The sequence below is a fragment of the Mycobacterium sp. SMC-4 genome, assembly GCF_025263265.1.
GTDB lineage: Bacteria > Actinomycetota > Actinomycetes > Mycobacteriales > Mycobacteriaceae > Mycobacterium.
Genome location: NZ_CP079869.1, coordinates 4,072,871 through 4,098,278 on the forward strand (window position 1 = coordinate 4,072,871; position 25,408 = coordinate 4,098,278).

The following is a 25,408-nucleotide window of genomic DNA, read 5'->3' on the forward strand; positions in this document are numbered from 1 at the left end:
CGCCGACGGGGTCAGGTCGTTCCGGATTCGGGGCCGCCGTCGCTGTGCGATCGTTGAGGACTGAACCGGTCGATGCACACGAGGAGACGGACATGAGACGGGTGGTTGGGCCGCTTGTTGGGGCAATCGCTGCCGCGATCGCGTTGGCCGGCGTCGCCGCTGCGATTCCCGACCAAGGCACACCGGAGTTCGACACGTATCTGCAGGGCCTGCAGCGCAACGGTTACCACCTGTCTCCCGACACCGCGTGGCGGGTTGCCCACCAGGCGTGTGTGGGCGGGATTCCCGGATACATCGGATTGGAGCTGGCGGCCCAAGGGGTCATCGGCCCCGGAGCACAGCAGCGCGTGATGGAGGTCGCCAGGACCTATGCGTGTCCCGTTCAGTGAGCGCAGCCGGCCACGAGCAGAGGCCTAGGACCGATGTCCGGCGAACTCACGATCGCGTTGACCGCCGCACTGAGCCTGCTCGCCGTCGCCGCCATCGTGCTCGCCCTGCGGACCCGGCGGGTGGTGGCCACCCCGACCGAACGTGCCGTGCACACCGCCTTGCACACCGCCTCGCAGGCCGCCCGGGCGCTGCGCCAGGGCCTCGATGTGGAATCCGCACAGACCGCGGCGCCGTTCCTGCGTGAGCTGACCGGCACCGACGGTGTCGCGTTGTTCGACGCCGCGGGCCAGATGCTGGGCCGCGACCCCGCCGATGATCCGATCTGGGGTCACGTGCTCGACAACTGCGCCGAGGCGGCCCGTGAGTCCTTGTCGGCGCAGCGCCGGGTGATGACCCATGCCACCACCTCGGCGGTGATCGCGCAGCCGCTGCTGACCGAGGCCGGCGACCTGCCCGGCGTGCTGGTGGTGGTCACGACCCGATCCCCCGCACCCGGCATGCTCGGCGCGGTCGGCGAAGTGGCCCGCTATGCGGCCGGACAGATTGAGCTCGCCGAGCTCGACGCGTCGCGGGCCCGGCTGGACCGCGCCGAAGTGCTGGCTTTGCGCGCCCAGATCAGCCCGCACTTCATCTACAACGCGCTGAACACCATCGCGTCGTTCGTGCGTACCGACCCCGACCGGGCGCGGGAGCTGATCCTCGAGTTCGCCGACTTCACCCGGTACTCGTTTCGCGCGGCCGGGCAGTACACCACGCTGGCCGAGGAGCTGCGCAACATCGACCGTTATCTGACGCTGGAGCGGGCCCGCTTCGGTGCCGCGCTGACCGTGCGGCTGCAGGTGGCGCCCGAGGTGCTCAACGTCGTGGTGCCGTTCCTGGCTTTGCAACCGTTGGTGGAAAATGCTGTGCGACACGGGTTTGCGGGACGGGGCAGCGGGTCGATCGAGCTCATCGCGCGGGACGAGGGGTCGGACTGCGTGATCACCGTGGAAGACGACGGAGTCGGAATGGATCCCGATGCACTGCGTGCCGGCCCCAGCGACGCGCTCGCCGACAGCACGGCCGAAGGTTCGTCGGCTCATGTCGGTCTGACCAATGTCGACCATCGCCTGCGCGCGGCGTTCGGCAACGATTACGGTCTGGTGGTCGAGACCGCGATCGGTGCGGGGACCAAAGTGGTGATGCGGGTGCCCAAGTTCCGGTCGGGGGTGCGGGCCAGCGGAGGAGCGTTCGGAGTGGGCATCCAGTGACCAGACCGCTCACCGTGCTCGCCGTGGACGACGAGGCCCCCGCGCTCGACGAGCTGGCCTACCTGCTGGGTCGGCATCCAGACGTCGGGGACGTGCTGCGCGCCGGCGAGGCGACATCGGCTCTGCGCGAACTCAATCAGCGACCCATCGATGCGGTGTTCCTCGACATCAACATGCCCGGACTGACCGGAATCGAGTTGGCCGCGGTGCTGGCCAACTTCTCCCAGCGTCCGGCGGTCGTGTTCGTCACCGCCCACGAGGACCAGGCGGTGGCGGCGTTCGACGTCGGCGCCGTCGACTATCTGCTCAAGCCGATCCGCGAGGACCGGCTCGATCAGGCGGTGCGCCGAGTTCTCAGCGCAGCCACCGCGACACCGGCCGCCGATGCAGCCCCACCCAACGCCGACGCCGAGACCGAATCCGACGTGGTCCCGGCCGAACTCGGTGGCGTCACCCATCTGGTGCCACGCGACAGCATCGGGTGGGTGGAGGCCGAAGGCGACTACGCACGCCTGCACGCCGCCTCGGGCGCACATCTGGTGCGTATTCCGCTGAGCACCCTGGAAACCCGTTGGCACAACCATGGTTTCCAGCGGGTGCACCGGTCCTATCTGGTGGCCTTGCGGCTGGTGACCGGGTTACGCAACGTCGACGGCGGCATGCTGGTTCGGCTGCGGGCCAACGGCGCCTCCCCCGCGGTCGAATTGCCGGTCAGCCGACGTCAGGCTCGAGAGCTACGGGATCGCCTGGTGCGCAACCCGATGCGCAACCTGCGCCCCGACGGGACCCAGGGTGACTGACGCCGAGAAACCGCAGCGCCAACGGGTGGTGCTGGCACACCGCAGCGGAGCGCGAATGGTGCGCACCCGCGTCGAGGTTCAGGAACAGACCACCGTCGGGGACGCGCTGGTGCGCGGACTGGTGCGTGCGCAACTGGGCCTCGCGTTGCGCCTCGGGACGGTGGCCGTGTGCATTCTGGGCGCCGTCCCGTTGCTCAACGCCGCGTTCCCCGAGCTGGCGGCACTGACGGTCCTAGGTATCCGGCTGAACTGGTTGGTGCTGGCTGCGCTGGCCTATCCGCTGCTCTACGGGCTCGGGTGGTTCTACGTACGCGCAGCCGAGCAGAGCGAGCGGGATTTCGTCGGCGTCATCGACTCCGAACCATGACCGGATCGGCACTGACTGCCGCCGCACTGCTGGCCTCCGCGGTGGCCACGGTGGCCATCGGGGCCTACGGGGTGCGGTTCTCCCGCACCACCTCCGACTTTCTGGTCGCGTCGCGCACCGTCGGGTCGCGCTGGAATGCCGCCGCGGTGTCCGGGGAGTACCTCTCGGCCGCTTCCTTTCTCGGTGTCGCCGGACTTATCGCGAAGTACGGCGCCGACGCGCTGTGGTACCCGGTCGGTTTCACCGCCGGCTATCTGGGGCTGCTGCTGCTGGTGGCCGCCCCGCTGCGACGCTCCGGCGCCTACACGGTGCCCGACTTCGCCGAGTTCAGGCTGGGGTCACGACGGCTGCGCAAGGTCGCCATGCTGGTCGTCGTCGCGGTCTGCATCTTCTATCTGGTGCCCCAGTACCAGGGCGCCGGGCTGGCACTCAAGACGCTGTTGGGCATGCCGTTGTGGGTGGGTCCGCTGGCTGTCGGCGCCATCGTGATCACCAACGTGGTGGCGGGCGGCATGCGGTCGATCACCTTCGTGCAGGCGTTTCAGTACTGGCTCAAGCTCACCGCGGTCGCGATCCCCGCCCTGGCCTTGACCGCGTTGTTCTTCACCGACCGGGGCGGCGAACTCGGTGGGCCGCTGCCACCGACGGTGCAGCAGGACACCACCGTGGCCATCGAGACCGACGTGGTGGTTCAGGTCGCCGCGCCGGCGGGGCTCACCGTCACCGGGATCCTGGACGGCCGCCAAGTGGCCGCGGCCACCATCGGCGAGCCCGGCGAGCACAGTCTCGGGGCAGGCAGCATGCTGAAGCTGACCGCCGGGGCGGCGACGCCGGTGGTGGCGGGATCGCCGGACGCCGGGACGGAATGGATCGCCTCAGGCGGCGGACTGGGCGGTCCGCATCCGCTCTACCAGGTGCTGTCGATCATCGTCGCGACGTTCCTGGGCACCATGGGTCTGCCGCATGTCTTGGTGCGCTTCTACACCAACCCTGACGGGCGGGCCGCCCGGCGCACGGCCCTTGCGGTGATCGCGCTGCTGTCGCTGTTCTATCTGTTCCCCACGCTGCTCGGCGTCTTCTCCCGGCTTTACGTGCCGCAACTCCTGATCACCGACACCGCCGACGCCGCGGTGCTGTTGGCACCGGGCTCGGTCATCGCCGGACCGATTGGCCAGCTCCTCGCTGCGCTGGTCGCCGCCGGTGCCATCGCAGCATTCCTGGCCACCTCGTCGGGGCTGCTGGTCAGCTTCGCCGGCGCGCTGGCCACCGACGTGCTGCGCGGACGGGTCCGGGACTTCCGGTTGGCCGCGATCATCGGTGGGCTGCTGCCGATTCCGTTGGCGCTGGGCGTATCCGGCGAATTGGAGCTCTCCCGCAGCGTGGGGCTTGCCTTCGCGGTCGCCGCCTCGACGCTGTGCCCGCTGCTGGTGCTCGGCATCTGGTGGCGCGGCCTGACCGCCGCCGGCGCCATCGCCGGGCTGGTGGCCGGTGGCCTGTTCTCCGGGGGTGCGGTCACGGTTGCGGTGTTGGGCGGTGTCGACGAGGCGCTCGGTTCCGGCTGGCCCGCAGTCCTGATCGGCTATCCGGCCGCGTTGAGTGTTCCGCTGGCGTTCACCACGATGATCGTCGTCAGCCGGCTGACCCGCAGCACCGTGCCACCCGATGTGGCGCAGACCTTCGCGCGCATGCACGTGCCCGAGCATTTCGGCATGGGCATCGAGCGGCTCCCGCAGGAGCTCGCGGGCGGCCCCACGGTACGCAGACGGCGCCGCCGCGGCGTTGCAGGTCGCGCCGCTCGTCGTCGCTGACCAACCGTTCACCGCAGCACGCCCCGACCTCACCGCCTCGGGCCCGACAGCCCTGGGTTTGTGATCTGAGTCTCAGTTAGTTTCACCTCAGTGCCACTTCACAGACCACGCCGGTCCAACAAGCAGTCAGGAGCATGACGGTGTCCGAGACAAGTCTTCCCATTCGCCCGGAAGCGATAAGTGGCGAACGCTATCTGGAGGTGCAGGCCAGTCCCGAGTTCCAGGAGCTGCGTACTCGACTGCGCCGCTTCGTGTTCCCGATGACGGCCGTCTTCCTCATCTGGTACGGCACCTACGTGCTGCTGGGCGCCTTCGCCCACGACTTCATGGCCACCAAGGTCTGGGGTGACGTCAACATCGGGTTGATCACCGGGCTCGGCCAGTTCCTGACGACGTTCCTGATCACCGGACTGTATGTCCGCTTCGCCAACCGGGAACTCGACCCGCGCGCCGAGGCCATCCGCACCGAACTCGAGAGCGAGCTGAAATGACCACCTTCCTGGCGCAATCCGAAACCGTCGGCAACCCGCTGGCCAACATCGGCATCTTCAGCCTGTTCGTCATCGTGACCATGGTGGTGGTGATCCGGGCCAGCAAGCGCAACGCCACCGCCGCGGAGTTCTTCACCGGAGGACGCGGCTTCACCGGCACCCAGAACGGCGTCGCGATCGCCGGCGACTACCTGTCGGCGGCCAGCTTCCTCGGGATCGCCGGCGCGATCGCGGTGTACGGCTACGACGGCTTCCTGTACTCCATCGGCTTCCTGGTGGCCTGGCTGGTCGCCCTGCTGCTGGTCGCTGAGTTACTGCGCAACACCGGCAAATTCACCATGGCCGACGTGCTGAGCTTCCGGCTCAAGCAGCGTCCGGTCCGATTGGCCGCGGCCACCAACACCCTCACGGTGTCGTTGTTCTACCTGCTGGCACAGATGGCCGGCGCCGGCGGCCTGGTGGCCTTGCTGCTCGACATCAACAGCCGTGCCGGGCAGTCCGTGGTGATCGCGGTGGTCGGCGTGCTGATGATCGCCTACGTGCTGATCGGCGGCATGAAGGGCACCACGTGGGTGCAGATCATCAAAGCCGTCCTGCTGATCGCCGGCGCAGGCTTGATGACCTTCATGGTGCTGGCCAAGTTCGGGCTGAACTTCTCCGAGATCCTCGGCTCGGCTCAGTCGGCGATCAGCGGCGCCACCACAGCCGGTGTCGCCGATCGAGACGTGCTGGCCCCGGGCGCGCAGTACGGCGGCTCGCTGACCTCGCAGATCAACTTCATCTCGCTGGCGCTGGCACTGGTGCTCGGCACCGCCGGCCTGCCCCACGTGCTGATGCGGTTCTACACCGTGCCCACCGCCAAAGAGGCACGGCGGTCCGTGGTCTGGGCGATTGCCCTGATCGGCGCCTTCTACCTGTTCACCCTGGTGCTGGGATACGGCGCGGCGGCCATCGTCGGCCCCGACCGCATCCTCGGCGCGGCCGGCGGAGTCAACTCGGCGGCACCGCTGCTGGCTTTCCAGCTCGGCGGCGTGGTCCTGCTGGGCATCATCTCCGCGGTGGCGTTCGCGACGATCCTCGCGGTCGTGGCCGGGCTGACCATCACCGCGTCGGCGTCGTTCGCCCACGACATCTACGCGACCGTGCGCAAATCGCACAAGGTCACCGAGCACGAACAAGTGCGGGTCTCGCGGATCACCGCGGTGGTGCTGGGCGCACTGGCGATCGGCTTGGGCATCCTGGCCAATGGCCAGAACATCGCGTTCCTGGTGGCGCTGGCGTTCGCGGTCGCCGCGGCGGCCAACCTGCCCACCATCGTGTACTCGCTGTACTGGAAGCGGTTCAACACCCGCGGCGCGCTGTGGAGCATGTACGGCGGCCTGATCTCGACCATCGTGTTGATCGTCTTCTCCCCCGCGGTGTCCGGCTCGCCGACGTCGATGATCCCCGGGTCCGACTTCGCGTGGTTCCCGCTGGCCAACCCCGGCATCGTGTCGATCCCGCTGGCGTTCGTGCTGGGCATCGTCGGCACCCTGACCTCGCCGGACGACGAGGATCCGAAGGTGGCCGCCGAGATGGAGGTCCGGTCGCTGACCGGGATCGGCGCCGAGAAGGCCGTCGCGCACTGACGAATCCGTCCTTCGACCCGCCGCGCATTCCACGCGGGACCCGCACGGGTCCCGCGTGGAATGCGCCGCCGGCGGAATACCCGCCGGCGCGAGACCGCTGAGTTCTCCGTGCGCCGCTACTCGATGGCCCTGCTGGCCTACGCCTTCGCCGCGATCATGGTCGGCACCACACTGCCCACGCCGATGTACGCATTGTTCGGCGTGGACCTGCAGTTCTCGGTGCTCACGACGACGGTGATCTTCGCGGCGTATGCGGGCGGCGTGCTGGCCGCGCTGCTGGCCTTCGGCCGATGGTCTGACGTGCTGGGCCGGCGGCCGGTATTGCTGGCGGGCATCGCCTTCGCGGCCGCCAGCGCGGTGGTGTTCGTGCTGGCCGATTCGGTGACCGAACTGATCGTCGGTCGCGTGCTCTCGGGGTTGTCGGCGGGTCTGTTCACCGGTACTGCCACCGCAGCGGTCATCGAAGCAGCGCCGCCGGCGTGGCGGTCCCGTGCCGCAGCCGTCGCCTCGGTGGCCAACATCGGCGGGCTGGGCATCGGCCCGGTGCTGGCCGGCATCCTGGTGGAATACGCGCCGCGCCCACTCGACCTGAGCTTCGTCATCCACCTCGTCCTGGTCGTGCTGGCGGCTGCCGCGGTGCTCTGGTCACCGGAGACCTCTCCGCGTCAAGGCACGTTGGGAGTGCAGCGCCTGGCAGTGCCTGCGCAGGTGCGGTCGGTGTTCCTGGTGGCCGCTCTGGCCGGCTTCGCCGGGTTCGCCGTCACCGGTCTGTTCGCCGCGGTCGCCCCGTCGTTCATGGCCGAGATCGTCGGCATCGGCAACCACGCGCTGGCCGGGCTGGTCGCCGGATCGGTCTTCTTGACCTCGGCGGTCGCGCAGGTCGCTGCCCGTTCGACCGATCCCGAACGTGCCATCGCGGCCGGCTGCGCACTCCTGATCGCGGGCATGGTGATCCTGGCCGCGGCGCTGCACCTGTCCTCATTGCCGGGAATGGTCGCGGCGGCCGTGGTCTCGGGGGTCGGGCAGGGCCTCAGCTTCAGCCGCGGCCTGGCCGCCGTCTCCGAACGCACTCCGCCCGACCGTCGCGCCGAGGTGAGCTCGACCTATTTCGTGGTCGGCTACGTCGCTATCGCGATCCCGGTGGTGGGGGTAGGCGTGGCCGCACAGGCCTGGGGCTTGCGGATCTCTGGTGTGGTGTTCGCCGCGGGGGTGGCCGCACTGTCTGCGCTCGCCCTGGTGGTGATTGTGTTGCAGACGCGGCGACGCTCCGACCAAGCCCGCACAGCCCTGGTGTGAGGGTTGCGCGACAATACGCCCGGCGACGGCCGATCAGCCGCTCTTGCGGCGGAATTCGCGCCTGTTCTCGACCGGACCGTGGGCGCGCGACTGCGGCGCCGGACCGCCCGAGCGGGTCGAGCCACCGCCCGATTTGGCGTTCTTGCGCTCCAGCGCCTCCCGGAACCGGCGCTTGGTGTCGTCGTCGGATCCGTCTGCGGGCTCAGCCTTCGATGCCATGAGCGCAGCCTATCCCCGTCAACGCCGCCCCGGGGGCATGCCATAGACATGCGAGATCGGCAGCGTCATCAGCACCCGGCGATCATCGACCATGGCGCGACGGTAGTCCGCCCAGTCGGGATGCTCGCCGGCCAGTGTGCGGTACAGCGCGATCAACCCTTCCACGGTGTCGTCGTGCGGATCGGCAGCCGGCGGACTGAGTATCGCGTCGCCTTCGGCGACGGCATAGGCCCAGCCGTCATCAGAGCTGACGTGGATGGCCGCACGCGGATCGCGGCGCAGGTTGCGGGTTTTGGCCCGGGGCTCGGTAATCGACACCGAGATGGTCAGCGCACGCGGGTCGAAGTGGTAGGACACATTCGACAGTTGCGGTCTGCCATCCCGCTTCACCGTGGCCAGTACACCCAGCGTGTTGCCGGCCAGCAGGGCCAGCAGCTTGTCGTCGAAGACATCACGCGTCATGCCTTCAGCCTACGTCCGCGCCGGGTCTGGGATGATCGAACAGATGCGACGACCCAGCTCCACACCGGCCCGGCAGTGACGCGCTACGCCGCATTCCTGCGCGGGGTCAACGTCGGCGGCATCAACCTCAAGATGACCGACGTGGCCCGGGCGCTCGAGCACGCCGGGTTCGGGGCCGTCAAGACGATCCTGGCCAGCGGCAATGTCCTGCTCGACAGCCCGCTGCCGGCCGCCGACGTGCGTGCCACGGCCGAACAGACACTTCGCGACGAATTCGGTTACACCGCCTGGGTTCTGGTCTACGCTCGCGATGATCTCGCGGCCATCTCGGCGGCCTTTCCGTTTGAGCGCGAGGTCGATGGGCATCACTCGTACGTGACATTTGTCAGTGACGCCGACGTGCTCAGCGCGCTCGAGGCGCTGGCGGCAGACCCCGGCCCGGACGAGAAGATCCAGCCCGGCGCAGGAGTGATCTACTGGCAGGTGCTGCGCGCGGCCACCGTCGGCAGCACGATGGGCAAGACCATGGGCAAGACGCGCTACCGGTCCTCGACCACCACCCGCAACCTGCGCACCATCGACAAGGTGCTGCGCGGCTGACCACGAAAGAGCCTCATGACCGACAAACACACCGTCGACCTGAGCGGGGTCTCCGAAACCGCGTTGATGACGCTGAAGGTGCGCGCCAGTGAGGCCGCCCGCCCCGACGGGCTGATCGATGACCCGATGGCCGTCGCGCTCGTCGACTCGATCGACTACGACTTCGCGAAGTTCGGTTTCACCCGCCGCCAGGACATGGCGGTGCGGGCCAAGTTGTTCGACAAGCACACCCGGCGCTACCTCGTCGACCATCCCAGGGCGACTGTGGTTGCGCTGGCCGAGGGGCTGCAGACCAGCTTCTACCGGATCGACGCACCGGGACCCGGCCCCGACGTCGGCCACGACTTCGGTTGGCTCACCGTCGATCTGCCTCCGATGATCGAGTTGCGGCGCAAGCTGTTACCGCAATCGGATCGGGTGCAGCTGTGCGCGCAGTCGGCGCTGGACTTCAGCTGGATGGACCGGGTCGACCCGGCCGAGGGCGTGTTCATCACCGCCGAGGGCCTGTTGATGTATCTGCCGCCGACTGATGCGATGGCCCTGATCCGAGCGTGCGCGAAGCGTTTCCCGGGCGGACAGATGATCTTCGATCTGCCGCCGTCGGGATTCGCTGCGCTGACGCGGCGCGGCCTGCGCACCTCGCGGCGCTACCGGGTGCCGCCGATGCCGTTCACGTTGTCGGTGGCCGAGGCGGCCGACCTGGTGTACACGGTGGCCGGGGTGCGCGCGGTGCACGATCTGCCGATCGAGCGGGCCCGCGGCCGGCTGCTCAACGGCCTGGTCTGGGCTGTGCAACGGGTACCCCTGCTCGACCCGGTCCGGCCGCTGACACTGTTGCTGGAGTTCGGCTGAGCACCGATCAGCCGAACGCGGCTGCCACGTAGCGCAACGCCGCGTCCCGGTCCACGCCGAGGGCCCGCGCCGCCGACACATACGTGCTGGCGGCGGTCGCCATCGCGGCGTCGGCCGGATCCGAACGGGCCACGAACGTCCCGAAACGCCCCCTGGTCTCCAAAATTCCGGCAGCTTCCAGTTCCCGGTACGCACGGGCCACCGTGTTCACCGCCAGGTCCATGTCACCGGCCAGCTCACGCACCGTCGGCAACCGGGTGCCGGCAGCGAGGTGCCCGTCCCGAATCCCCTCGATGATCTGGGTGCGCAGCTGGTCGAACAATGGCCTGGCCGCCTGCGGATCCACGCGTACCCAATCCCCCAATTCGGCCACGTGTCCAGTATCACCCACCGCCCGCTACTTTGGTGGGATGCGGGTGACGGTGTTCAGCGGCGCCGGGATGTCGGCCGAGAGCGGGGTACCGACCTTCCGCGATGCCGAGACCGGGCTGTGGGCCAAGGTCGACCCGTACGAGATCTCCAGCTCAGAAGGCTGGCGGGCGAACCCCGACAAGGTGTGGGCCTGGTATCTGTGGCGCCACCACCTGATGGGCGCTGTCGCTCCCAACGACGGACACCGTGCGGTCGCGGCGTGGGAGGACTATGCCGACGTGCACGTCGTCACCCAGAACGTCGACAACCTGCACGAGCGCGCCGGCAGCCGCCACGTCCATCACGTGCATGGAAGCTTGTTCGAATTCCATTGTGACCGTTGCAAAACCGCGTATGCCGGTCCGATTCCCGATATGGCGGAGCCGGTCGAGTCAGTCGAACCCCCGCGCTGTCGCTGTGGCGGGCTGATCCGGCCGAACGTGGTGTGGTTCGGCGAACCGCTTCCCGACGAGGCATGGGAACGCTCGCTGGAGGCCGTGGTGCACGCCGATCTGCTCATCGTGGTGGGGACGTCCTCGGTGGTCTATCCCGCTGCCGGGCTGCCCGAACTGGCGGTGGCCAACGGCACGCCGGTGATCGAGGTCAACCCCGAGCCGACGCCGTTGTCCGAAAGTGCCACGGTGTCCTTGCGCGAGAAGGCCGCCGCCGCGCTGCCTGGGCTGCTGCAACGGCTGCCGTCGCTGTTCGACTGATGGTGCGCTAGGAGCGCACCGCGACGCCGATCGCGAACTCGGCCACCGGCAGCGGGACCCACTTCGGGAAGGTCCATTCGCGGTGTGCATCGCTGACGGTGAAGCCGGCACGCCGGATGGTCTGCTCGGTGTGGCGGTGAGTGTGGCAGTTGCCCAACAGCTTCGGCCAGACAGTCGCGTCAGCGACCTTCTGCAGTCGGGCACGGGCACCGGTGCCGGCGACGTGCTCGAGATAGCGCAGCTGGCCACCGGGACGCAGCATCGACCGCAGCGAACCGACGACCTGCTCGGGATCATCGACCGAGCACAACACCAGTGAGCACACCACCGCGTCGAACCCACCGGCGTCGCTGAACTGCTCGACGGTATCGGTGGTCACCGTGATCGGGACCTTCGCCTGTGCGGCAGCTTGTTTGGCGTGTGCAGCCAACCGGCACTCCGGTTCGACGGCGACCACCTCGGTGACGGTGTCGGGGTAGAACTCGAAATTCGTGCCGGTACCGGCTCCCACTTCGAGCACCCGCCCGGTCAGACCGGCCAGGTTCTGCCGGCGCAGCCGGCGCAGCGATTCAGGTTCGCGAGCCGACATCGCCGTCCACACGCGCGCGAACAACGGGTTATCCACTGGTCCGCTCATCGGCGACCTCCTTGAGCCATCTGACGATGTCTTGCGGGGTGTCGGTCTCCCGGATACCCCGCGAGACGACCTGTCCACAGCACACCGAACGCATGACCCGGTCGGTGAACTCCTCGACGTCGCCCCATGGCAGATACGGTCGGGAGATCAACAGCGCGACGATGCCGTGCGCGGCCGTCCACAGCTCCAGGGCCAGCACGGTGGGGTCCCCGGGCGGATAGAGTCCCTCGGCGATCATCGCTTCCACTGCGGCACGCAGATGCACGAATGCCGAGCTGGTCAGCGCAACGTCGACGTCGCTGCCGGGCTGGCCGTGACCCATCGTCGCGATCCGGTACAGCTCGGGATTTTTCAGTGCGAAGCGGACGTAGGCCAGGCCCTGCGCGCGCAGCACCTCCATCGGCGCGGGGCCGGCATCGGCCGCGGCAGTCTGCATCTCGTCATCGAGCTTCTCGAAGTAGCGACTGCACACCGCATCCAGCAGCGCGTCCTTGTCGGCGAAGTGCAGGTAGATCGACGGCGGGGTGACCCCGACCCGCTGCGCGACCGACCGGATGGACATTGCCTTGGCGTCGCCCGACTCAAGCAGCAGTTCGGTTGCGGCATCGAGGATTTCTTCGCGCAGCTGCTCACCGGAGCCGCGAGGAGCCCGGCGGCGACGCAGTGGTTGCATCGTCACGGCGGCCCCTCCCGACCCGCCGCGACCGGTTCGGGCAGCGGCGCGACGGGGTCATCGGCAGTCTCCCGCAATCCGATCCGGGCGTGCAGTCGGGCCAGCGGTTTGGGTGCCCACCAGTTCCAGCGCCCGAGGACGTGCATGAAGGCCGGCACCAGCATCATGCGCACCAAGGTGGCATCCACCAGGATCGCCAGGGTCAGCCCTACCCCGAACATCCGCATGAACGCGACCTTAGCCGTGATCAGCGCCGCGAACGAGATCGACATGATCAGCGCCGCCGCGGTGATGACGCGGCCGGTCCGGGCCAGACCGAGGGCGACGCTCTCGTCGTTGTCTGCCGAAGATGCCCGCCCACCGCGCCGCGCCTGGGCGGCCAACCAGTACTCCCGGATGCGCGAGAGCAGGAAGACCTCGTAGTCCATCGACAACCCGAACGCGATACAGAACAGCAGCACCGGCATGTTCGCCACCAAGGTTCCGGTGGGGGTGGTGCCGAGTGCGCCGAGGTGGCCCTCCTGGAAGATCCACACCAACGCTCCGAACGCCGCGGTCAGTGACAAGACGTTGAGCACCAACGCCTTCAGCGGCAGCACCACACTTCCGGTGAGCAGGAACAGCAACACGAAAGTGATCACCGCGATGACTGCGAGCACCAGTGGCAGCCGCGAGGTGATGGCGTCGGAGCTGTCGCGGTTGATCTGGGCCAGGCCGGTCAGCATGACATCACGGCCGCCGGGGACGGTGACCGCACGCAGATTCCCGAGCTGGTTCTGGGAGGCGTCGGTGAACAGCGGTGCCGTGCTGGTGACAGTCAGAAACGCGCTGCCGTGCGCCGATCCGGTCGGCGCGGCCGGCGGGCCGACCCGGACACCGTCGACGAAGGCACCGGTCGGAGCCGACACCGACGAGACATCGCCGACCCGCGACAACGCCGCCGCATAGTCCTCGAACTCGGTCGGCGTGAGTCCTTCGGCATCGGGAAACACGATCTGCACGTTGTTCGAGGAATCGATCGCGAAGTCCTGGCGCAACTCATCGCCGACGGTGCGCGCCGAGGCCGTCGTCGGCAGCACCCGGTCGTCGGGAAAACCCCAGTTGGCGCCCAGGAACGGGACACCGAGCAGCAGCAGCCCGGTCACCACGACGAGGCCGATCGGAATCGAGCGCCGCATCACCGCTGTGGCGGTGCGGTACCAGAACGTCTGCTCGATCGGCTTGGGTGTCGGCTCGGGCCGGCCCAGCAGGCGGCGTCCCAGGGTGCGGACATCCAGCGCGTTGAGCCGGTCGCCGAGCAACACGATCGCGGCCGGCGCCACCACGATGGCTGCCACCGCCGCGAACGTCACCACCGCGATCCCGGCATAGGCGAAGGATTTCAGAAAGTACATCGGGAACAGCACCATCGCGACCATCGACAGTGCCACCGTCAGGGCCGAGAACAGCACCGTACGACCGGCGGTGGTCATGGTGCGCACCAACGCCCGTTGCGGCTCCACGCCGTCACCGAGTTCGTCGCGGTAGCGGCTGATGATCAGCAGCGTGTAGTCGATGGCCAGGGCCAGGCCCAGCGCGATCGACAGGTTCAGCGCGAAGATCGATACGTCGGTCACCATCGTGACCGCCCGTAGCACCGCCATCGACCCCAGAATTGCGAATGCGCCGACCGCCAGCGGCAACGCCGCAGCCAGCAATCCGCCGAAAACCCACACCAGCACCAGGAAGCTCAGCGGGATCGCGATGAGCTCCATCTGCAGCAGATCCTTCTCGCTCTGCGCGTTGATCTGCACGTAGGTCATCGCCACCCCGCCGGCGCGCACCGTGATGCCGTCGCGGTCGTGGACCAGGTCGTCGGTCAGCTGTTTGGCGTAGCGCTGGGCCTCGCTCTCACCGCCGGTGATCCCGGCGATGATCAATCCGGTGCGCTGGTCCGAACTGACCAGGGCCGGCACCGCTGACGGCGGCGCGGTCCACGCCGAGGTCACGTCGGCCACGTGCGGCGACTGCGCCAGACGCTGCGCGATGTCGGTACCGACCACCCGTGCCTGCGCCGAGTCGACGCCCTGCTGCGGGTCCTCCGGTGTCAGGGCCAGGATCAGTTCCATGTCGCCCTTGTCGAACTTGTCCACCAGGATCTCGGTGGCCCGCGCCGACTGCGACAACGGATCTTGGAAGCCGCCGGCGGACAGGTGGCGGGCGACCGGGACGCCGAACACCCCGCACCCCACCATGATCAGCAGCGCGACGACCAGGACGCGGCGGGGCGCGGCGAGCGCCAGCAGTGCAACGCGATGCAGCATCGGACGCCTTTCGGAGAAGATTACCGGCGGTAAGTTATCAGCGGTAACTTAACGCGGTCAATACCCGGTGCGATGAAATTCGTCGACGATTGCGGTCTGAACGAGCGTGACGACGAAGCCCCCTGCCGACCCCACCCCCGACGTAACATCAGCGCCCGTGACATCACCTTCAAAGCCGCAGGCCACGACCTCGGCATCCACCACCTTCGACCCGTCCGCGCTGCGCGCCACGAACATCGGTCTGTTGATTCTGCGGTTCGCCGTCGGTGCCGCGATCCTGCAGGCCGGGCTGGTGAAGGCGTTCGATTTCTCGGCGACCGCGGGCTACATGGCCGAGGCCGGGTGGCGGCTGCCGACGCTGGCCGCGCTCATGGTCACCGCGGCCGAGACGCTCGGCGGCGTTGGGCTGCTGCTCGGGGCCCTCACGCCGCTGGCGGCCTGCGCAGTGCTGAGTGCGATGATCTGCGCCTGGGCGGTCACCGTCGCGGGCACGGCGTTCTGGTCGGAGCCATTCAACCTCGCATTCATGATCGGCCTCGGCGCGGCGGCGCTGCTGTTCACCGGCGCCGGCTCGTACTCACTTGACCACCGGTTACCTGCCCGGTTCGGCCCGTCGCTGCGGGTTTCGACGTTGCTGTTGGTGGTCGCGGTGGCGGCGGCGATCCTGACCTGGGTGGCCCTGTACGGCGTGAATCCGATCCACTTCAGCACTCCGGCGAGCTGATTGCTACCGGCCGGTAGATCCGCTGACCCTACCCGGCGGTAAGGATTGCCACTGTTTTCCGATAAGTGGCTCACGGATTCCTTAGAGCTGGTGGTTACTTTCGAGTACATGTGGATCGACGACACCAATGCCGATGTCATCAAGGTTGATTTCGACGCGCTCTACCACGGCGATGTCCTGGTCGAGGGCGTGACCTCCGAGCAACTAGACGACGAGACCGCGCTGCCCACCGCAGTGTGAACAATGCGCACCCTCGCGGGTGCGCATTGTTGTGACTTCTGTTTGCCTGCCGCCCGAGCACGTTCGACGATGTCGATGTGCTCGGGCGGCAGTCTGCGTCCTGCGGGCTAGACCGTGGCGCGCGACGGTGCAACCATGTCCGCGAGCCTGCCGGCGATCAGGTCTTCGGCTTCGCCGACCATCCGGGAAACCAGTTCGCCGACCGTCGGGATGTCGTTGATCAGACCCATCGCGGTGCCCACGCTCCAGATGCCGGCGTCGATGTCGCCCTCGTCGAATACCTTGCGTCCCCGCACGCCGGCCACCAGGTCCTTGACGTCCTCGAACTGGCCGCCGTCGCGCAGGATCTGCACCACCTCACGCGAGACCGTGTTGGACGCCACCCGCGCGGTGTTGTGCAGGCTGCGGAAGATCAACTCGGTGCCCCGCTCGTCCCCGGCGACGATCGCCTCCTTGACGTTCTGGTGAATGCAGGACTCCACCGTGCACATGAACCGCGACCCCATGTTGATGCCGTCAGCGCCCAGCGCCAACGCGGCGACCAAGCCCCGCGCGTCGGCGAATCCGCCGGAGGCGATCATCGGGATCTCGATCTTGTCGGCCGCGGCCGGGATCAGAACCAGGCCAGGGATGTCGTCCTCGCCGGGATGGCCCGCGCATTCGAACCCGTCGATGCTGATGCCGTCCACGCCCAGGCTCTGCGCCTTGACCGCATGCCGCACCGAGGTGCACTTGTGCAGCACCTTGATGCCGTTGTCGTGGAACATCGGCAGATGCGGCGCCGGGTTGGACCCGGCGGTCTCGACGATCTTGATCCCGGCGTCGACGATGACCTGCCGGTACTCGTCGTAGGGCGGCGGGTTGATCGCCGGCAGGATCGTCAGGTTGACCCCGAACGGCTTGTCGGTCAGGTCCTTGGTCCGGGCGATCTCGGTGGCCAGATCGGCCGGCGTCGGCTGAGTCAGCGCGGTGATGAAGCCCAACGCACCGGCGTTGGCCACGGCCGCAACGAGTTCGGCGCGCCCCACCCACTGCATGCCGCCCTGGGCGATCGGGTGCTCGACACCGAAGACCTCGGTGAACTTCGTCTTGATCATTCGGATCCCTCCCTGAGTCGTCTGCTCTTCGCGCAAGCGCTCATCGCGGGGCCATCCGGATCGCGCCGTCCAAGCGGATCGTCTCGCCGTTGAGCATCGGGTTCTCCACGATGTGGGTGGCCAGCGCGCCGTACTCGTCGGGGTCACCCAGTCGAGCCGGGTGCGGCACCTGCTTGCCCAGCGAGGCCTGCGCTTCCTCGGGCAGCGAGCCCAGCAGCGGGGTCTTGAACAGCCCCGGCGCGATGGTGCACACCCGGATCAACTCGCGGGACAGGTCACGCGCGATCGGCAGGGTCATCCCGACGACGCCACCCTTGGACGCCGAGTAGGCGGCCTGACCGATCTGCCCCTCGAACGCGGCCACCGAGGCGGTGTTGATGATGACGCCGCGTTCACCGGCGATCGGTTCAGTTCTGGCGATGCGCTCGGCGGCCAGTCGCAGCACGTTGAACGTGCCGATCAGGTTCACCTCGACGACCTTGCGGAAGCCGTCGAGCGGGAACGGACCGTCCTTGCTCAACGTCTTGATCGCATTGCCGATACCGGCACAGTTGACGTTGATGCGTAGCGGGCCGAACTCCTCGGCGGCGTCCAGCGCCGCGCTGACCTGCTCCGGGTCGGTGACGTTGGCCTCGACGAACTTGGCCCGCGGGCCCAGCTCGGAGACGACGTCCGCACCCTTGAGGTCGATCACCACGACCGAAGCGCCCCGGTCGAGCAGGCGTTTGGTCGTCGCCAGGCCCAACCCGGAGGCCCCGCCGGTGACGACGGCGGCAGCGTCTTTGATCTCCACGAATACGTTTCCTTTCCTCGTCGTTAAACCCAGTCCCGCAGGACGTCTTCGGTGTCGGCGCCGGGCACACCCGGCGCCTTCGGCGCGGATGCCACGGTGCGCGAGAAGCGCGGCGCCGGAGCGGGGAACAGATATCCCCTCTCCTGATAGAACGTGTCGCGCTCGGCGATGTGCGGTTCGGACTCCACCTCGGCGAAGGACAGCACCGGCGTCACGCACGCGTCGGTCCCGGCGAACACCTGGGTCCAGTGGTCCCGGTCATGGGCAGCGAAAGCCTCGGTGAACGCGGTGCGCAACTCCGGCCAGCGGCTCATGTCGTTCTGGTCGGGCAGTTGCGCAGCATCCAGGCCCAAGCCGGTCAGCACCTGCGCGTAGAACTGCGGCTCGATCGCGCCCACAGCGACATAGCGACCGTCGGAACACTCATAGGTGTCGTAATACGGGGCGCCGCTGTCGAGCATGTTCACCCCGCGCTCGTCGCTCCACATGCCCGTCGCCCGGAACGCCCACATCATCATCGACAGCACACTGGCGCCGTCGACCATCGCGGCGTCGATGACCTGACCCTTGCCGGAACGCTCCCGCTCCCACAGCGCCGCGAGCACTCCGACGAGCAGGAACATCGACCCGCCACCGAAGTCGCCGACCAGGTTCAGCGGCGGCACCGGACGCTCGTCGGCGCGGCCGATCGCGTGCAGCGCGCCGGTCAGCGAGATGTAGTTGATGTCGTGGCCGGCCTGCTGGGCGCGCGGCCCGGTCTGACCCCACCCGGTCATCCGCCCGTAGATCAGCCGCTCGTTGACTTTGGCGCAGTCCTCGGGTCCCAGGCCGAGCCGCTCGGTGACACCGGGACGGAAGCCCTCGATCAGCACGTCGGCCTTGGCGACCAGACGCAGCACCAACTCGCGGCCTTCATCGCTCTTCAGATCGGCGGCCACCGAGCGCCGGTTGCGATTCAGATAGTCGCTGCCGGGCTTGACCGCCGGCCCGGCGGGCTTGGGCCGCTCGATGCGCACGACGTCGGCACCGAGGTCACCGAGAATCATCGCCGCGTGCGGACCCGGCCCGATACCGGCCAACTCCACGACGCGTAGTCCTTCCAGTGGTCCAGCCATGTCCAAACCGCCCTTCAAAGAATCACTCGGTTGACCGCCGACATAGCTTACTTGTATAACCAAGTCGAACCGGCCACGGGGCCAGGGCGCGGCGCCGGCCCCCCGATCGAGCGGACGGCATGACCAGCAACAACACCTATACCGGCATCGACGACCTCACCGTGACGCTCGACGACGGTGTGCTGCGCCTGACCCTAAACCGGCCGGACAGCCTCAATTCGCTGACCGCGCCGATGCTCAACACCCTCGCCGAGACGCTGGAGCGGGCAGCCGGTGATCCCGGGGTGCGGGTGGTGCGGATCGGCGGGGCGGGACGCGGCTTCTGCTCGGGCGCGGGAATCAGCGAAGAAGACCATGCCAACCCCGGTGCGACGGGCACCCCGGCCGATGTACTCGACGCCGCGAACCGCTGCATCCGCGCGATTGCCGAGCTTCCGCAGCCCGCAGTCGCCGAGGTCCAGGGCGCTGCGGCCGGCGTGGGCGTCTCGCTGGCGCTGGCCTGCGACATCGTCCTGGCTTCGGAGAAGGCGTTTTTCTTGCTGGCATTCACCAAGATCGGCCTGATGCCCGACGGCGGCGCCTCGGCGCTGATCGCCGCGGCGGTGGGACGGATCCGCGCGATGCGGATGGCCCTGCTGGCCGAGCGCATCTCGGCCGCCGAGGCATTCGGGTGGGGTCTGGTCAGCGCGGTCTATCCCGCCGACGACTTCGCCGCCGAGGTCGACAAGGTCGTCGACGCGCTGGTCTCGGGCCCGGCGGTGGCACTGCGCAAGACCAAGGACGCCATCAACGCCGCGACCCTGACCGAGCTCGAGGCCGCGCTGGAGCGTGAGAAGACCGGCCAGCTGGAATTGTTGGCATCCAACGACTTTCGCGAGGGAACCCGCGCCTTCCAACAGCGCCGCGCGGCCAGGTTCACCGACACCTGACGCCTGCGGGCAGAAGAAACCGCTCGACGCGCAACCGCTCACAAACCGAAGATCGGCGGCAGCGCGAGCACCATGATCAGCCCCCAGAAGAAGTGGGTGAGCATGGGCGCCAGCACTCCCCCGGTCGCGCGACGCTCCAGCGCACACACCGTGCCCAGGATGATCGCGGCGAAGCCGAGCATCGGGTTACCGGTGGTGGCCGCCGTGCACAGCACGTAGAGCACCGTGGTCACCAGGACCGGGCGGTACTTGGCCAGCGCGGTGTAGAGCGCGCCGCGGAAGAACAGCTCCTCGGCAAGGCCGTTGATCACGGTGATGAACGTCATCACGTACAGGGGTGCGGCATTGCTGTACTCCAGCACCCGGGTGATGTAGTCCGAAACCCCGGGAATCTGGCGGGCGACCAGCGCGCCGGCCACGAAGATGCCGCCGAGCAACAGCCCGACGGCAGTTCCGGTGATGACCGGTCGTTTATTGCGTCCACGGAAGTGCACGTGTCCCATGTGCAGCGGCCCGGAAACGAACGCTCCGATGGCCCACACCCCGGCCAGGGCCAGCGTCAACCAGACGAAGGTCTCGTCGCCGGGTGGCCGGCTCAGCGAGTAACCGAGCAGTGTGCCGCCCACGACGAGCACGAGCACCACGGCGAACTTGCGCCGCCGGATCACCGCAGGCGGCTCGTTGTGCGGCGCGGCTCGGCTGCGCGCGATCCGGAACATCTCCTTGCGCAGGCGGGGACGCCGGTCCGAGGACGTCACGCGGTGCCCGCCTTGGGGATCAGGTCCAGAACGGTGTCCAGCCCGGTGCGCACCGCAGCGGCCACCGGCTTGGGTACCAAGCCGATCAGGTCGAGCAGCGGTCGCGCGATGGACGGCGTCACACAGCCGGCCAGGTTCTTCAGCCGCAGCGCGTCGCCGCCGGCCCAGTTCGGATCGGTGTCGGCGAGGTGGTGCGGGTCGGCGAGTTGGTCGACCGGTCGCGGTCGCGGACTTTTCACCGCCCGCCGGATCGCGTCGGCGGTGCTGACCAGACCGCCCGCAGGTTGGGGCACCAGACCGGCCAGCCCGTCCTGCGATGCCATCATCGGATAGTCCAGCGACTCAACGAGATCGGCGGCCAGCCCACCCGGTACCGGCAGTACCAGGCCGGTCACCCGGGATACCAGGCCGGTGTCGATGCCGATCACCGGCACCGGAGTACGCCAGATGCCGGCGATGCGGGCATAGCTGCGCAGCAGGTCGCCATACGTCGTGGTCTCGGGTCCGCGGATGTCGTAGGCGCCGGCGGGGACCGTGTCGGTGTCGGCCGCCGCGGCGAGGTAGTACAACGCGTCGCTCACCGAGATCGGGTCGATGGGGTTGGCCGACCAGTCCGGCAACGGCAGCAGCAGGAATCGATCGCCCACGTAGCGCAACATCTCGAACGACGTGGAGCCGGCGCCGATGATGATCGCCGCGCCGAGCCAGACCACATCGGGTCCGCCGTCGACGTGCAATGCGGCCGCCACTTCGGCACGGCTGGTCAGATGCTCCGACAGCGCATCACCGTCCGGAACGAAGCCGCCGAGGTAGACGATGCGGCTGACCCCGGCCTGCTTGGATGCGGCCGCCACGGTCGCTGCGGCCCGGTTGTCGGATTCCCGGAATCCGGGCTGACCGATGCCGTGAACCAGGTAGTAGACGACGTCGACGGGCCCGCACTGCTCGAAGGCCTGCCGCACCGAGTCCTCGTCGTGTGCGTCCAGAGACACCGTTTGCACCCGGTCATGCCAGCCGAAGTCCGCCAGGCGTTGCCGGTTTCGGCTGGCGGCCACCACCTGGTGGCCTTCGTCGAGGAGCCGGCCGATCAGGCGCGACCCGATATAGCCGGTGGCGCCGGTGACCAGAATTCGCAGCGTGCTCACGTTGAGCCCTGTACCCCTATCGCCGCCTCGCACAACCGGCACCTCACCGATTGTGGCCGACTCCTCACCGCTCAGGCGTTGCCGGCGTCACGGTGCACCTTGACCAGCTCCTGATACAGCGTGGCGTTGGTGCGGATCATGGTGACCTCGTCGGCGCTGAGTTCGCGGCGCACCTTGCCGGGCACTCCGGCCACCATCGAGCCGGGTGGGATCACCGCTCCCTGCGGCACCACGGCACCGGCAGCGACCAGCGAGCCGGTGCCCACCGTCGCTCCGTTGAGCAGCACCGCGCCCATGCCGATCAGGCAGTCGTCCTCGACGACGCAGCCGTGCAGCACCGCGTTGTGCCCGACGCTGACGCCGGCACCGATGCGGGCCGGGAACCCTGGGTCGACGTGGACGGTCACACCGTCCTGGATGTTGGTGCCCGCTCCGATCTCGATCGGCTCGGCCTCGGCGCGCAGGATGGCGCCGTACCATGCGCTCGCGCCGGCGGCCAGCAACACCTGGCCGACCACGGTGGCATTGGGTGCCACCCAGCTGTCGGGATGCAGCTGCGGCGAACGTCCGGCGACGGACAGGATCAACGGCTCAGGCATGGGCGCCATCGTAGAGCCCGGGCCGCCCGCCCACGCCTGGCCGCCGACGTGCGATCCTCACCTCGTGACCGCACCGCCTGCACCCACAGCGCTCGACATGGTCGACGGCGTCGACCTGACCGGTAAGACCGTCGTCATCACCGGGGCTTCGGCCGGGCTGGGCCGCGAGTCGGCCCGCGCGCTGGCCCGCACCGGTGCCCACGTGATCCTGGCAGCGCGCAATGCCCAGGCGCTGTCTGACACCGAAGCCTGGGTGCGTGACGAAGTCCCCGATGCGAGGTGTTCGGTGGTTCCGCTCGATCTGACCTCACTGGCCGGCGTCGCGGCCGCGGCGGCCCAGATCGCCGAACTCACCCCGGCCGTGCACGTGTTGATGAACAACGCCGGCGTGATGTTCACCCCGTTCAGCCGTACCGTCGATGGATTCGAGATCCAGTTCGGCACAAACCATCTGGGCCATTTCGAGTTCACCCGGCTGCTGTTCCCAGCGCTGGTCGCCGCCGACGGCGCACGGGTGGTGGTGCTGGCCTCCGAAGGACACCGCCTGGGTGACGTCGACTTCGACGATCCGAACTGGGAGCACCGCGAGTACGACAAGTTCGCCGCGTACGGCGCTTCCAAGACCGCCAACGTGCTGCACGCGGTCGAGTTGGACCGACGCCTGCGCGACAGCGGGGTGCGCGCGTTCGCGGTGCATCCCGGCATCGTGGCGACCTCGCTGGCGCGTCACATGACCGAGGACGACTTCGAATCGCTGAGCAGCAGGGCGCGCGCCGGTCGGAGCACCGATGCGCGCCGATCCCGGCCGGTCGATGTGACCCTGGACTTCACCACCCCCGAGTTCGGCGCGGCCACCCAGGTGTGGGCGTCGGTCAGCGCCGACCTGGATGCCGCGGGCGGGGTTTACCTGTCGGATTGCCGGATCGCCGAAGCCGCGTCCTACGCCACCGACGAATCGCGAGCGCTTGCGCTCTGGGATCTGTCGGAGCGGTTGTGCACCGGCGCCGCGCCGAACTGAGTTCCGTCCACCGGAAATCACTGCTCAGAGGGTCGCCAGCGGCCCGGCGGCGGTGGGCTGCCAGCGTACTCGACTTGGCCGCTGGCTTTTGCTCGCTTTACCATGCCAGGCGACCTGTCGAGCATGAGGAGCAGAACGTGAAGAGTCGCACCAGCAAAACCATCGGCGTTGCTGCCAGTGTCGCGGCGATCGCCCTGTCGGTTCCGCTGGCCGTCACCGCGTACGCCCAGCCGTCCGATACCCCGGTGGCCGAGATCCCCGATCCGCAGGGCCCGGAGTGCGGCGCTTTCAAGGAGGCTCTGCCGAACTGGAAGAGCCTGGCCAATCTGCCCGTCAGCACCGCGCTGAGCAGTATCCCGGAGATCAGCTCGTTCAGCGCCGCCGTGTCCGGTGGTCTGAATCCGGCCGTGAACATCGCCTCGGTGCTCGACAACGGTCCCTACGTCGTGTTCGCGCCGAGCAACGAGGCGTTCGCCGAGCTGCCGCCCGAGCAGGCCGAGTACCTGCGAACCGATGCCGCGGCGCTGACCAGCCTGGTCTACTACCACGTCTTCCTCGGGCTGTTGGGCCCCGACGACGTCAAGGGTCAGCGCCCGACCCAGGAGGGCACCGAGATCGAGGTCACCGGTAAAGGCGGGGACATCAAGGTCAACGAGACGGCCAAGGTGGTCTGCGGCGGCATCCCGGCCCAGAATGCCCGCATCTACATCATTGATGAGGTGCTCAACCCGGCACTGGCGCCCGCGCCGATCACCCCGACGACAACGCCGACCACCACCGAGACCACCGCGGCGACGCCGACCGAGACAACCGAGCCGGCGCCGGCCGAGGCAGGGGCAGGGGCCGCCGAGGGGGCGCAAACCCCGGCAACGTCGCCGGCTCCGGCTGCCGAAGCCCCCATCGGCTGACGCCTCCTGCGCGCGCACCTACCCTGCGCGAGCAGACTAGACGCCCAGGTCGCGGCCGATGATCTCCTTCATGATCTCGGTGGTGCCACCGAAGATCGTCTGAATGCGTCCATCGACATATGCCCGCGCGACGCGGTACTCCAGCATGTACCCGTAGCCGCCGTGCAACTGCACGCACTGGTCGACGACCTTCTTGGCCACCTCGGTGGCCCACCACTTGGCCTTGGCCGCCTCCACCGCGCTCAGCTCACCGTCGACGACGCCCTGCAGGCAGCGGTCGATGTAGTTCTCGGTGACCTCGAGCTCAGTCTCCATCTCGGCGAGCAGAAACCGATTGTGCTGGAAGCTGCCGATGGGCTGACCGAAGGCCTTGCGGTCCTTGCAGTACTGCAGCGTCTCGTCGAACACCGCGCGCGCACCCGCGATCGCCGAGATCGCGATCGAGAGCCGTTCCGAAGGCAGGTTGGTCATCAGATGGTAGAAGCCGCGACCTTCCTTGCCCATCAGGTTGGCGTTGGGCACCCGGACATTCTCGAAGTGCAGTTCGGAGGTGTCCTGGCTGTGCAGGCCCATCTTGTCGAGCTTGCGACCCCGGGTGAAGCCCTCCATGCCGCGCTCCACCACAAACAGCGTGAAGCCCTTGTGACCGGCCTCGGGGTCGGTGCGGGCCACCACGACGACGAGGTCGCAGTTGATGCCCGAGGAAATGAAGGTCTTGGACCCGTTGATGATCCAGTCGTCTCCGTCACGCACGGCCGAGGTGCGGATGCCGGCCAGATCGCTGCCGGCACCGGGCTCGGTCATCGCGACCGCGATGATCGTCTCACCGCTGGTGATGCCCGGCAGCCACCGCTTCTTCTGCTCGTCGTTGGTCAGGTCCTTGAAGTACGGTGCGACGACGTCGTTGTGCAGACTCAACGCGGGACCGTGCACACCGGCCTTGGCGATCTCTTCGTCGATGATCGCGTTGAACCGGAAGTCGTCGGTGCCTCCGCCGCCGAATTCCTCGGGCATGTTGAAGCCGATGAGTCCGTACTTGCCCGCGGCGGTGTAGGCCGAGCGGTCGACGATACGCTCGGTCTCCCACTTCTCGTGGTACGGAACGAGTTCACGCTCGATGTACTCTTTGACGGTTTCGCGGAACGCCTCGTGCTCGGCGTCATAGATCGTTCGCTTCATGCT

Annotated in this window: 29 protein-coding genes; 16 read left to right on the top strand and 13 right to left on the bottom strand. The window is 68.2% G+C overall.

Annotated features, from left to right (window positions below; translation table 11 throughout):
- Positions 1 to 92: 92 nt before the first annotated feature.
- The 8 genes from KXD98_RS19220 to KXD98_RS19255 all read left to right on the top strand — a co-directional run bounded on the left by KXD98_RS19220 (position 93) and on the right by KXD98_RS19255 (position 8,030).
- Positions 93 to 389, top strand: a complete 297-nt coding sequence (locus KXD98_RS19220; protein ID WP_260759917.1) for a DUF732 domain-containing protein — start codon at positions 93 to 95, stop codon at positions 387 to 389.
- A gap of 33 nt (positions 390 to 422) precedes the next feature.
- Positions 423 to 1,640 (top strand): sensor histidine kinase, encoded by a 1,218-nt coding sequence (locus KXD98_RS19225; protein WP_260759918.1) that lies wholly within the window; start codon positions 423 to 425, stop codon positions 1,638 to 1,640.
- Complete coding sequence (locus KXD98_RS19230; RefSeq protein ID WP_260759919.1) at positions 1,637 to 2,440, top strand: LytTR family DNA-binding domain-containing protein; 804 nt, start codon at positions 1,637 to 1,639, stop codon at positions 2,438 to 2,440. The genes KXD98_RS19225 and KXD98_RS19230 overlap by 4 nt, the downstream gene beginning before the upstream one ends.
- Positions 2,433 to 2,807 carry a hypothetical protein gene (locus KXD98_RS19235; RefSeq protein ID WP_260759920.1) on the top strand — a complete coding sequence of 125 codons (375 nt, stop codon included), beginning with the start codon at positions 2,433 to 2,435 and terminating at the stop codon, positions 2,805 to 2,807. The genes KXD98_RS19230 and KXD98_RS19235 overlap by 8 nt, the downstream gene beginning before the upstream one ends.
- On the top strand, positions 2,804 to 4,615 hold the full coding sequence (locus KXD98_RS19240) for a cation acetate symporter (protein WP_260759921.1): 1,812 nt from the start codon (positions 2,804 to 2,806) through the stop codon (positions 4,613 to 4,615). Before KXD98_RS19235 ends, KXD98_RS19240 begins: the two co-directional genes overlap by 4 nt.
- A gap of 140 nt (positions 4,616 to 4,755) precedes the next feature.
- Entirely contained in the window at positions 4,756 to 5,106 is a 351-nt protein-coding gene (locus KXD98_RS19245; RefSeq protein ID WP_396883251.1) for a DUF485 domain-containing protein, read from the top strand.
- Complete coding sequence (locus tag KXD98_RS19250) at positions 5,103 to 6,734, top strand: cation acetate symporter (RefSeq protein ID WP_260759923.1); 1,632 nt, start codon at positions 5,103 to 5,105, stop codon at positions 6,732 to 6,734. Before KXD98_RS19245 ends, KXD98_RS19250 begins: the two co-directional genes overlap by 4 nt.
- Before the next feature lie 60 nt (positions 6,735 to 6,794).
- Positions 6,795 to 8,030, top strand: coding sequence for an MFS transporter (locus tag KXD98_RS19255; protein ID WP_396881649.1), 1,236 nt, complete (start codon positions 6,795 to 6,797; stop codon positions 8,028 to 8,030).
- Between the two features lie 33 nt (positions 8,031 to 8,063).
- On the opposite strand, the gene KXD98_RS19260 is transcribed toward KXD98_RS19255, so the two are convergent.
- Together KXD98_RS19260 and KXD98_RS19265 are read right to left on the bottom strand one after the other, a co-directional pair.
- Positions 8,064 to 8,249 carry a DUF5302 domain-containing protein gene (locus tag KXD98_RS19260; RefSeq protein ID WP_260759924.1) on the bottom strand — a complete coding sequence of 62 codons (186 nt, stop codon included), beginning with the start codon at positions 8,247 to 8,249 and terminating at the stop codon, positions 8,064 to 8,066.
- An 18-nt stretch (positions 8,250 to 8,267) separates the two neighbouring features.
- Positions 8,268 to 8,711 carry a PPOX class F420-dependent oxidoreductase gene (locus KXD98_RS19265; RefSeq protein ID WP_260759925.1) on the bottom strand — a complete coding sequence of 148 codons (444 nt, stop codon included), beginning with the start codon at positions 8,709 to 8,711 and terminating at the stop codon, positions 8,268 to 8,270.
- Positions 8,712 to 8,786: 75 nt separating this feature from the next.
- On the opposite strand from KXD98_RS19265, the gene KXD98_RS19270 reads away from it, so the two are divergent.
- Together KXD98_RS19270 and KXD98_RS19275 are read left to right on the top strand one after the other, a co-directional pair.
- Positions 8,787 to 9,311, top strand: a complete 525-nt coding sequence (locus KXD98_RS19270) for a DUF1697 domain-containing protein (RefSeq protein WP_260759926.1) — start codon at positions 8,787 to 8,789, stop codon at positions 9,309 to 9,311.
- Between the two features lie 15 nt (positions 9,312 to 9,326).
- Positions 9,327 to 10,163 (top strand): class I SAM-dependent methyltransferase, encoded by an 837-nt coding sequence (locus KXD98_RS19275; RefSeq protein ID WP_260759927.1) that lies wholly within the window; start codon positions 9,327 to 9,329, stop codon positions 10,161 to 10,163.
- Between the two features lie 7 nt (positions 10,164 to 10,170).
- Here KXD98_RS19275 and KXD98_RS19280 read toward each other — a convergent pair whose 3' ends face one another.
- Positions 10,171 to 10,536, bottom strand: a complete 366-nt coding sequence (locus KXD98_RS19280) for a GntR family transcriptional regulator (protein WP_260765314.1) — start codon at positions 10,534 to 10,536, stop codon at positions 10,171 to 10,173.
- 37 nt (positions 10,537 to 10,573) lie between these two features.
- On the opposite strand from KXD98_RS19280, the gene KXD98_RS19285 reads away from it, so the two are divergent.
- On the top strand, positions 10,574 to 11,287 hold the full coding sequence (locus KXD98_RS19285; protein ID WP_260759928.1) for an NAD-dependent deacylase: 714 nt from the start codon (positions 10,574 to 10,576) through the stop codon (positions 11,285 to 11,287).
- Between the two features lie 7 nt (positions 11,288 to 11,294).
- On the opposite strand, the gene KXD98_RS19290 is transcribed toward KXD98_RS19285, so the two are convergent.
- Genes KXD98_RS19290 through KXD98_RS19300 form a run of 3 tightly spaced genes read right to left on the bottom strand, consistent with a single transcriptional unit; the run spans position 11,295 to position 14,900 of the window.
- Entirely contained in the window at positions 11,295 to 11,924 is a 630-nt protein-coding gene (locus KXD98_RS19290) for a class I SAM-dependent methyltransferase (RefSeq protein ID WP_260759929.1), read from the bottom strand.
- Positions 11,905 to 12,597 (bottom strand): TetR/AcrR family transcriptional regulator, encoded by a 693-nt coding sequence (locus KXD98_RS19295; protein WP_396883253.1) that lies wholly within the window; start codon positions 12,595 to 12,597, stop codon positions 11,905 to 11,907. Before KXD98_RS19295 ends, KXD98_RS19290 begins: the two co-directional genes overlap by 20 nt.
- A 2-nt stretch (positions 12,598 to 12,599) precedes the next feature.
- Positions 12,600 to 14,900 carry an MMPL family transporter gene (locus KXD98_RS19300; RefSeq protein ID WP_260759931.1) on the bottom strand — a complete coding sequence of 767 codons (2,301 nt, stop codon included), beginning with the start codon at positions 14,898 to 14,900 and terminating at the stop codon, positions 12,600 to 12,602.
- 157 nt (positions 14,901 to 15,057) lie between these two features.
- On the opposite strand from KXD98_RS19300, the gene KXD98_RS19305 reads away from it, so the two are divergent.
- Both KXD98_RS19305 and KXD98_RS19310 read left to right on the top strand, forming a co-directional pair.
- The gene (locus KXD98_RS19305; protein ID WP_396881653.1) at positions 15,058 to 15,624 is read left to right on the top strand and encodes a DoxX family protein; all 567 of its coding nucleotides are present in this window, start codon (positions 15,058 to 15,060) and stop codon (positions 15,622 to 15,624) included.
- Positions 15,625 to 15,732: 108 nt separating this feature from the next.
- Positions 15,733 to 15,864 (top strand): hypothetical protein, encoded by a 132-nt coding sequence (locus KXD98_RS19310; RefSeq protein ID WP_260759932.1) that lies wholly within the window; start codon positions 15,733 to 15,735, stop codon positions 15,862 to 15,864.
- Positions 15,865 to 15,971: 107 nt separating this feature from the next.
- Here KXD98_RS19310 and KXD98_RS19315 read toward each other — a convergent pair whose 3' ends face one another.
- Genes KXD98_RS19315 through KXD98_RS19325 form a run of 3 tightly spaced genes read right to left on the bottom strand, consistent with a single transcriptional unit; the run spans position 15,972 to position 18,869 of the window.
- Positions 15,972 to 16,961: a nitronate monooxygenase family protein gene (locus KXD98_RS19315; protein WP_313901242.1), complete on the bottom strand. Its 990-nt coding sequence runs from the start codon at positions 16,959 to 16,961 to the stop codon at positions 15,972 to 15,974.
- A gap of 40 nt (positions 16,962 to 17,001) precedes the next feature.
- Positions 17,002 to 17,754 carry a 3-hydroxyacyl-CoA dehydrogenase gene (locus KXD98_RS19320; RefSeq protein ID WP_260759933.1) on the bottom strand — a complete coding sequence of 251 codons (753 nt, stop codon included), beginning with the start codon at positions 17,752 to 17,754 and terminating at the stop codon, positions 17,002 to 17,004.
- A gap of 23 nt (positions 17,755 to 17,777) precedes the next feature.
- Positions 17,778 to 18,869 (bottom strand): CaiB/BaiF CoA-transferase family protein, encoded by a 1,092-nt coding sequence (locus KXD98_RS19325; RefSeq protein WP_260759934.1) that lies wholly within the window; start codon positions 18,867 to 18,869, stop codon positions 17,778 to 17,780.
- Between the two features lie 119 nt (positions 18,870 to 18,988).
- Between KXD98_RS19325 and KXD98_RS19330 the strand changes: the two genes are divergently transcribed.
- On the top strand, positions 18,989 to 19,798 hold the full coding sequence (locus KXD98_RS19330; protein ID WP_260759935.1) for an enoyl-CoA hydratase: 810 nt from the start codon (positions 18,989 to 18,991) through the stop codon (positions 19,796 to 19,798).
- A gap of 38 nt (positions 19,799 to 19,836) precedes the next feature.
- On the opposite strand, the gene KXD98_RS19335 is transcribed toward KXD98_RS19330, so the two are convergent.
- The 3 genes from KXD98_RS19335 to KXD98_RS19345 form a co-directional block, all read right to left on the bottom strand.
- Positions 19,837 to 20,517, bottom strand: a complete 681-nt coding sequence (locus tag KXD98_RS19335; protein WP_260765317.1) for a CPBP family intramembrane glutamic endopeptidase — start codon at positions 20,515 to 20,517, stop codon at positions 19,837 to 19,839.
- A 35-nt stretch (positions 20,518 to 20,552) separates the two neighbouring features.
- Positions 20,553 to 21,701, bottom strand: coding sequence for an NAD(P)H-binding protein (locus KXD98_RS19340; RefSeq protein ID WP_260759936.1), 1,149 nt, complete (start codon positions 21,699 to 21,701; stop codon positions 20,553 to 20,555).
- 71 nt (positions 21,702 to 21,772) lie between these two features.
- Entirely contained in the window at positions 21,773 to 22,300 is a 528-nt protein-coding gene (locus KXD98_RS19345; protein ID WP_260759937.1) for a gamma carbonic anhydrase family protein, read from the bottom strand.
- A 97-nt stretch (positions 22,301 to 22,397) separates the two neighbouring features.
- Here KXD98_RS19345 and KXD98_RS19350 point away from each other — a divergent pair, with 97 nt between their 5' ends.
- Both KXD98_RS19350 and KXD98_RS19355 read left to right on the top strand, forming a co-directional pair.
- Positions 22,398 to 23,318, top strand: coding sequence for an SDR family NAD(P)-dependent oxidoreductase (locus KXD98_RS19350; protein ID WP_260765318.1), 921 nt, complete (start codon positions 22,398 to 22,400; stop codon positions 23,316 to 23,318).
- 137 nt (positions 23,319 to 23,455) lie between these two features.
- Positions 23,456 to 24,226: a fasciclin domain-containing protein gene (locus tag KXD98_RS19355; RefSeq protein WP_260759938.1), complete on the top strand. Its 771-nt coding sequence runs from the start codon at positions 23,456 to 23,458 to the stop codon at positions 24,224 to 24,226.
- A 36-nt stretch (positions 24,227 to 24,262) separates the two neighbouring features.
- Here KXD98_RS19355 and KXD98_RS19360 read toward each other — a convergent pair whose 3' ends face one another.
- Complete coding sequence (locus tag KXD98_RS19360; RefSeq protein ID WP_260759939.1) at positions 24,263 to 25,405, bottom strand: acyl-CoA dehydrogenase family protein; 1,143 nt, start codon at positions 25,403 to 25,405, stop codon at positions 24,263 to 24,265.
- Positions 25,406 to 25,408 lie beyond the last annotated feature (3 nt).

Coding starts and splice junctions, on each gene's coding strand:
- KXD98_RS19220 (WP_260759917.1), top strand. CDS start 93: ATGAGACGGGTGGTTGGGCCGCTTGTTGGGGCAATCGCTGCCGCGATC.
- KXD98_RS19335 (WP_260765317.1), bottom strand. CDS start 20,517: ATGTTCCGGATCGCGCGCAGCCGAGCCGCGCCGCACAACGAGCCGCCT.
- KXD98_RS19275 (WP_260759927.1), top strand. CDS start 9,327: ATGACCGACAAACACACCGTCGACCTGAGCGGGGTCTCCGAAACCGCG.
- KXD98_RS19260 (WP_260759924.1), bottom strand. CDS start 8,249: ATGGCATCGAAGGCTGAGCCCGCAGACGGATCCGACGACGACACCAAG.
- KXD98_RS19350 (WP_260765318.1), top strand. CDS start 22,398: ATGGTCGACGGCGTCGACCTGACCGGTAAGACCGTCGTCATCACCGGG.
- KXD98_RS19250 (WP_260759923.1), top strand. CDS start 5,103: ATGACCACCTTCCTGGCGCAATCCGAAACCGTCGGCAACCCGCTGGCC.
- KXD98_RS19240 (WP_260759921.1), top strand. CDS start 2,804: ATGACCGGATCGGCACTGACTGCCGCCGCACTGCTGGCCTCCGCGGTG.
- KXD98_RS19290 (WP_260759929.1), bottom strand. CDS start 11,924: ATGAGCGGACCAGTGGATAACCCGTTGTTCGCGCGCGTGTGGACGGCG.
- KXD98_RS19225 (WP_260759918.1), top strand. CDS start 423: ATGTCCGGCGAACTCACGATCGCGTTGACCGCCGCACTGAGCCTGCTC.
- KXD98_RS19265 (WP_260759925.1), bottom strand. CDS start 8,711: ATGACGCGTGATGTCTTCGACGACAAGCTGCTGGCCCTGCTGGCCGGC.
- KXD98_RS19255 (WP_396881649.1), top strand. CDS start 6,795: ATGCGCCGCCGGCGGAATACCCGCCGGCGCGAGACCGCTGAGTTCTCC.
- KXD98_RS19285 (WP_260759928.1), top strand. CDS start 10,574: ATGCGGGTGACGGTGTTCAGCGGCGCCGGGATGTCGGCCGAGAGCGGG.
- KXD98_RS19300 (WP_260759931.1), bottom strand. CDS start 14,900: ATGCTGCATCGCGTTGCACTGCTGGCGCTCGCCGCGCCCCGCCGCGTC.
- KXD98_RS19345 (WP_260759937.1), bottom strand. CDS start 22,300: ATGCCTGAGCCGTTGATCCTGTCCGTCGCCGGACGTTCGCCGCAGCTG.
- KXD98_RS19315 (WP_313901242.1), bottom strand. CDS start 16,961: ATGATCAAGACGAAGTTCACCGAGGTCTTCGGTGTCGAGCACCCGATC.
- KXD98_RS19325 (WP_260759934.1), bottom strand. CDS start 18,869: ATGGCTGGACCACTGGAAGGACTACGCGTCGTGGAGTTGGCCGGTATC.
- KXD98_RS19295 (WP_396883253.1), bottom strand. CDS start 12,597: ATGCAACCACTGCGTCGCCGCCGGGCTCCTCGCGGCTCCGGTGAGCAG.
- KXD98_RS19360 (WP_260759939.1), bottom strand. CDS start 25,405: ATGAAGCGAACGATCTATGACGCCGAGCACGAGGCGTTCCGCGAAACC.
- KXD98_RS19310 (WP_260759932.1), top strand. CDS start 15,733: ATGTGGATCGACGACACCAATGCCGATGTCATCAAGGTTGATTTCGAC.
- KXD98_RS19330 (WP_260759935.1), top strand. CDS start 18,989: ATGACCAGCAACAACACCTATACCGGCATCGACGACCTCACCGTGACG.